The sequence below is a fragment of the Paenibacillus sp. P4_A7 genome, from assembly GCF_056402455.1.
On the sequence record NZ_JBFUHJ010000395.1, the window covers coordinates 1 to 5,389 of the forward strand.

At 45.8% G+C, this 5,389-nt stretch carries 6 protein-coding genes; 3 read left to right on the forward strand and 3 right to left on the reverse strand.

Annotated elements, in window-relative coordinates:
* On the reverse strand, nucleotides 1-606 hold a 606-nt coding region (trmB, locus tag AC1DWN_RS27160), incomplete at its 3' end, for a tRNA (guanosine(46)-N7)-methyltransferase TrmB (protein ID WP_477562008.1).
* 143 nt (nucleotides 607-749) lie between these two features.
* Nucleotides 750-959: a hypothetical protein gene (locus AC1DWN_RS27165; protein ID WP_477562009.1), complete on the reverse strand. Its 210-nt coding sequence runs from the start codon at nucleotides 957-959 to the stop codon at nucleotides 750-752.
* A gap of 280 nt (nucleotides 960-1,239) precedes the next feature.
* Here AC1DWN_RS27165 and mnmL point away from each other — a divergent pair, with 280 nt between their 5' ends.
* Genes mnmL through AC1DWN_RS27180 form a run of 3 tightly spaced genes read left to right on the forward strand, consistent with a single transcriptional unit; the run spans nucleotide 1,240 to nucleotide 3,814 of the window.
* Nucleotides 1,240-2,202, forward strand: coding sequence for a tRNA modification radical SAM protein MnmL/YtqA (gene mnmL, locus AC1DWN_RS27170; protein ID WP_477562010.1), 963 nt, complete (start codon nucleotides 1,240-1,242; stop codon nucleotides 2,200-2,202).
* Nucleotide 2,203: 1 nt separating this feature from the next.
* A complete protein-coding gene (gene mnmM / locus AC1DWN_RS27175; protein ID WP_477562011.1) occupies nucleotides 2,204-2,782 on the forward strand; it encodes a tRNA 5-(aminomethyl)-2-thiouridylate-methyltransferase MnmM in 579 nt (192 codons plus the stop codon).
* 57 nt (nucleotides 2,783-2,839) lie between these two features.
* A complete protein-coding gene (locus AC1DWN_RS27180; protein WP_477562012.1) occupies nucleotides 2,840-3,814 on the forward strand; it encodes a type I phosphomannose isomerase catalytic subunit in 975 nt (324 codons plus the stop codon).
* A gap of 125 nt (nucleotides 3,815-3,939) precedes the next feature.
* Here the strand turns inward: AC1DWN_RS27180 and AC1DWN_RS27185 are convergent.
* Nucleotides 3,940-5,389 (reverse strand): B12-binding domain-containing radical SAM protein (locus tag AC1DWN_RS27185; RefSeq protein WP_477562013.1); only part of this gene is annotated, 1,450 nt, incomplete at its 5' end.

Genomic DNA, 5,389 nt, shown 5'->3' on the forward strand with positions numbered 1-5,389 from the left:
CTCATATTCAGTAAACACGAGGTCCTCACGGGGACCTTCTTTGTGTAAATGAAGTGAAATGTTTCGCATGATAAGCTCCATTTCAGCAAAACTGTTTAATGAAAACTCGAATAAGGATTGTGAATCCGTCTTAAAATGAATTTCCCCACGCTCGTTAAGCAATTCCATATACTTTGCGACTAGGCGCGGATGTGTCAGCCTGCGGCGGGCATGCTTGCTTTTTGGCCATGGATCGCTGAAGTTAAGATGTACTCGCTCGATTTCACCTGGAGCAAACATGGTTTCTATCCCTTCAATATTTGCCCGCAGCAATGCGAGATTAGGCGGGTGCTTCTCACCTTTTTGTTCCCAAATGATACGTGCCTTCTCACTTGCGCGGCGAAGCAGCTCATCATACATGTCGACACCAATAAAGTTTATATGTGGATAACGAGCACTCATTTCACTAATGAAACGACCCTTCCCCATTCCAAGCTCTACATAAATTGGCTGGTCGTTCCCGAAAAATTCAGACCATTTTCCTTTGTGGGGAGCAGCATCAAGTATCACTAGCTCCGGTTGGCCTTCCAAGCTTTCACGTATTCCTTTTCTTCCTCTTAGACGCATATTCGGTATTCCTCCAATATTTCAGCTAGTCCTTATTGTGCCCAACAATGGATGCGTTGTAAAGGGGGTCCGTATTCATACAAAATAAAAAGCCGCTGCCTCCCGGCATAACGGCTTGAATTTGTGTATGGTTTATGTCGAACTTATAGCAGCAGCTGATATGGAATCGCGCTGTTGTCTTCCTGCTCGTTCTGGTATGTTCCTATAAGCACTTCATTAAGCTTCTTGCGGGCCGAAACTTCTACACTATGATTATTGTGAAAACGAACACCCGTCAGAGCCATCAATTCTTTAACGGTCAATTCAACCTTAACTGTTTCGTCACCATGTGGTATTTTAGCGATAGTACTCATCTCATATCACCTCATCGATTTATTTAACCGAATTCCAGACAAGCAACGTTTCATGTATTCTGGTACGTATAGGCTGTGTTAGGTTTTTTTGTTGTTTTGTCGCACTTTTAATATAACACTTCATGTAAGGTTACACAAGCCCAAAATTGTATTTTTCAAAAATAATTTCCAAATAATGCGATTTCCGAACGTTCCTGATAGAACCCTAGATCAAACATGGTAATTTGGCTCGTTTTTCGATAAAATAAGGAGTGTACGTCTTGAAAGAAGGGGAAAACCAATGCTCGATTTACACACGTCGTCTGAGCAGCCAATGCTTTGGAGCGATAAACGATTTCATACATGGAATTATGAAATGCGCGAGCAATTTGGAGGCAAAGTATTTAAGGTCATGCTTGATGCAGGCTTTACTTGTCCCAATCGCGATGGATCTATAGCAAAAGGCGGCTGTACATTTTGCAGCGCAAGAGGCTCAGGAGACTTCGCTGGCAGCAGAAGAGATGATCTCGTCACCCAGTTCAACAATATTCGTGATCGTCAGCATCAGAAATGGCCTGAAGCACAATATATCGGTTATTTCCAAGCTTATACCAATACGTATGCGCCAGTTGAAGAGCTTCGCGAATATTATGAAGTCATTTTGCAACAGCCCGGTGTTGTCGGTTTATCCATCGCTACTCGTCCTGACTGTTTGCCCGATGATGTTGTCGATTATTTAGCGGAGCTGAATGAACGTACCTATTTATGGGTTGAGATGGGTCTGCAAACGGTCCATGAATCAACTTCTGTACTTATAAACCGAGCTCATGACACCGCATGCTATATTGATGCCGTTCAAAGATTGCGCGCACGAGGAATTCGCGTTTGTGCACATATCATTTACGGTTTGCCGCAGGAAACACATGAAATGATGCTTGATACCGGCCGCGCAGTAGCCAAAATGGATGTGCAAGGAATCAAGATCCATCTGCTTCACCTTATGCGCAAGACGCCTATGGTTCGGCAGTATGAAGCTGGACTCCTGCAGTTTTTAGAACAGGATGAGTATGTGAAGCTGATCGTCGATACGCTTGAATTTCTACCGCCCGAGATGATTGTTCATCGTCTAACTGGCGACGCTCCGCGTGATCTCTTGATCGGACCAATGTGGAGTCTCAAGAAATGGGTAGTGCTGAACGCCTTTGACGACGAGCTGCGCAGACGCAACACATGGCAAGGCAAGCTTTGTCAGCCGGAGGTGTGATATGGGCTTTCTATCGGTATTAAGCATGGCGCATAAATGGATTGCTGAGCGAACTTCGAGTGGTGATATCGTAATCGACGCAACCGCTGGCGGGGGCGTCGATACACTCGCTCTAGCGGAGCTCGTAGGCCACAAGGGCATTGTATACGCCTTCGACATACAGCAGGATGCGCTTAAGCGCACGAAGGAACGATTGCTCACAAGCTCCTCTGAAAAGCTTGCTGAAGTAAAGCTTATATTAGCCAATCACGCTCAGATGGCTGAGTGGATCGATCCACTTTCTGCAGGAAAAGTAGCTGCCGTGATGTTTAATCTCGGTTACTTACCAGGAAGTGATGATCAATCGGTCATAACCGAATCCGCAACAACGATAGCCGCGCTGGACGCAGCAACTATGCTGCTGCGTCCTGGCGGTATTATTACGTGTGTGCTATACCCGGGGCATCCCGGCGGCGCAGAAGAAGCAGCCACAGTCGAGGCGTGGGCCGCTCAACTTCCGCAGTCGGTGGCACAAACGGTTACATACCGTCAACCGCAGCGCCCTGCAGCACCTTATCTAATTGCTGCAGAGAAAAGATAGCTTTAAAGGAGCAAGTACTGTACCTATCATTTTTTTCACAAGGGAGAGAAACAAAAGATGACAGTAAAACCATATCCATTACAATTCAAGCCAGAAATGAAAGAACGCATTTGGGGAGGTAGAGCGCTCGAAGCATTTGGCCTTGAGCTGCCTGAAGGCTCGATCGGAGAAGGCTGGATGATCGGCGATCACCCAAACGGTACGACCAAAGTAATGAACGGCGAGCTTACTGGTGTTGGTCTTGACCACATTCGCGAGACTTACGGACGCGAATGGTTTGGTACGCAGGGCTATTCCGAAAAGGGCCGCTTTCCGCTTCTGATCAAATTGCTTGATTGCAATGATGATCTCTCGATTCAAGTACATCCTACTGACGCTTACGAAGGGCTTCCAGAAGGCGAGTTGGGTAAAACTGAAATGTGGTATATTCTTGACGCTAAGCCAGGTGCGAAAATCATCTATGGCCTTAAAGATGGAATCGACCGTACATCTATGGAAGCTGCCATTAACGAAGGACGCATTATGGATACGTTGCAGGAAGTAACTGTTGAAGCTGGCGACGCATTCTATATCCCGGCTGGTACCGTTCACGCACTCTGCTCAGGTGTTGTTGTTGCTGAGATCCAGCAAAACTCTGATACTACATACCGTCTGCATGACTACGATCGACCAGGACTTGATGGTCAAATGCGCGAGCTTCACATCGAGGATTCGCTCAATGTTATCGCTTATAATGGCGCTGGTGCTCAGCGTATGAAAACAGATAATGCTGTAGCTGGACAATGGCTGACGATTGCTTCTTCGCCCTATTTTATCGTTGAGAAAGGGATCGTATCTGCTCCTTGGCAGCTGTCTACCTCACTAGAGAGCTTCGTCATTCTTGTCGTTGCTGAAGGTGAAGGCCAGTTAAAGTGGGAGGATGGCGAGCAATCCCTGAAAGCTGGAGAAAGCTTCCTTCTTCCTGCAAACTTGGGTAGTTATGAGCTTTCCGGTAGCATGACTATACTTAGAAGTATTGTTCCTGCTCAATAGGACCAAACCCTTTTTTCAAGCTAATTCATTCACCCATCTTACATTTTCTTATACTAAAAAAAGGCTGACTCCAAAGTAGAATTTTCTACCGAGGGTCAGCCTTTTTTCTCAATATTCTTGCTTTACTATTTTTCTTGAAGAACTTCACTTTCCGCTTCAATCGTTAGCATAAACGGCTTAGGCTTCGGTTTGTTGCTGCCAGCTTCCAGAGCATAAAGCACAACGAGTAAGGTGTGACGTTCTTTATTAATCTCTCCAGTTGCTAGGAATGCTGCCAAATCGAAAGGAAGCTTCTCAATAACCGCATGCTTGTGAAGCTCCTTCTCGCCAAACCGCAATGCTGCGAATTCTTCCGATACATCAGCAGGGCGTTCAGCTAAACGACGCATCCAGCCGCTCCATATCGCTTTATCCATCGTGAACTCCCACCATGTTTTGCGCGGCTTATAGTTATGATTGAGAAAATAATCATACTTCATCAGCCCGAGCACAACTTCAGCGTCTAATCGGTTTCCGGCAGTTGAAATGACTTCGTCAAAAGATACAATCTTCTCAAATGAATCGTTAACTGTTAACGGAAGCGAACCGATTGTATCGATTTCTGCTGGTGGCAGTGACCCCAGAAAAGCCCACAGTCTTGAGAATAGATCCTCCAGCTGATGTCCGATCTTCTGCCAGCCGCTGCGCTCCCAGAAATCCCCAAACGATTGGAAGAAATCAAATGGCGATGGAAACACTCGATCGACTAAATAAAGCAAGGTATGATCCATCCGATGCGCATTCCAATATTTTTCCAGCACATCCTCCACTCGCTTAATGCTAACGATATCACTGAATGGCATCAAGTCGTTTCCAAGCATTTCATACGGCGATCTATCCATATAAATATAGCCCCATTTGTCGGCCTCACGACGCAGTCCAGTACCACGAAGCATCTTCAGGAAGCCGAGCTGCAGCTCCTCGGGACGAAGCTCAAATACATCATTGAACGTTCCACGGAATGTATCATAGTTCTCTAATGGCAATCCGGCAATTAAGTCCAGATGCTGATCGATTTTACCTGAGTTTTTTACTTTCAATACCGTACGGACAAGCTTCAACCAGTTTTGACGACGCTGAACCGCTTCATTAGTTGGATCATTCGTAGATTGTACGCCGATCTCAAATCTGAAAATACCAGGAGGCGCGTGCTCCGCCAAATAATCCAGCACTTCAGGTCGCATAATATCGGCTGTAATTTCAAATTGGAATACGCAGCCTCCATGATTTTCAATCAAGAAGTGAAAAATCTCAAGCGCATAGTCACGTTTAATATTAAAGGTACGGTCCACGAACTTAATCAGCTTCGCCCCTGCTTCAATTAAATACAAAATATCCGCTTTTGTTCGCTCCATATCATAGTATCTAACGCCAACCTCGATGCTGGATAGGCAGAACTGACAGCTAAATGGACAGCCTCGGCTTGTCTCGAAATAAACGACTCGGCTTCCTAAATTAGCGATATCCTCCTGAAAACGATGCGGTGAAGGCAGCTCATTCAAATTCAGCTTTGGACGCGGCGGGTTAATAAGAACC

Bases quoted from the DNA above. Each gene is read 5' to 3' on its own strand.
- AC1DWN_RS27165 (WP_477562009.1), bottom strand. From the start codon at position 959: ATGAGTACTATCGCTAAAATACCACATGGTGACGAAACAGTTAAGGTT.
- mnmL (WP_477562010.1), top strand. From the start codon at position 1,240: ATGCTCGATTTACACACGTCGTCTGAGCAGCCAATGCTTTGGAGCGAT.
- mnmM (WP_477562011.1), top strand. From the start codon at position 2,204: ATGGGCTTTCTATCGGTATTAAGCATGGCGCATAAATGGATTGCTGAG.
- AC1DWN_RS27180 (WP_477562012.1), top strand. From the start codon at position 2,840: ATGACAGTAAAACCATATCCATTACAATTCAAGCCAGAAATGAAAGAA.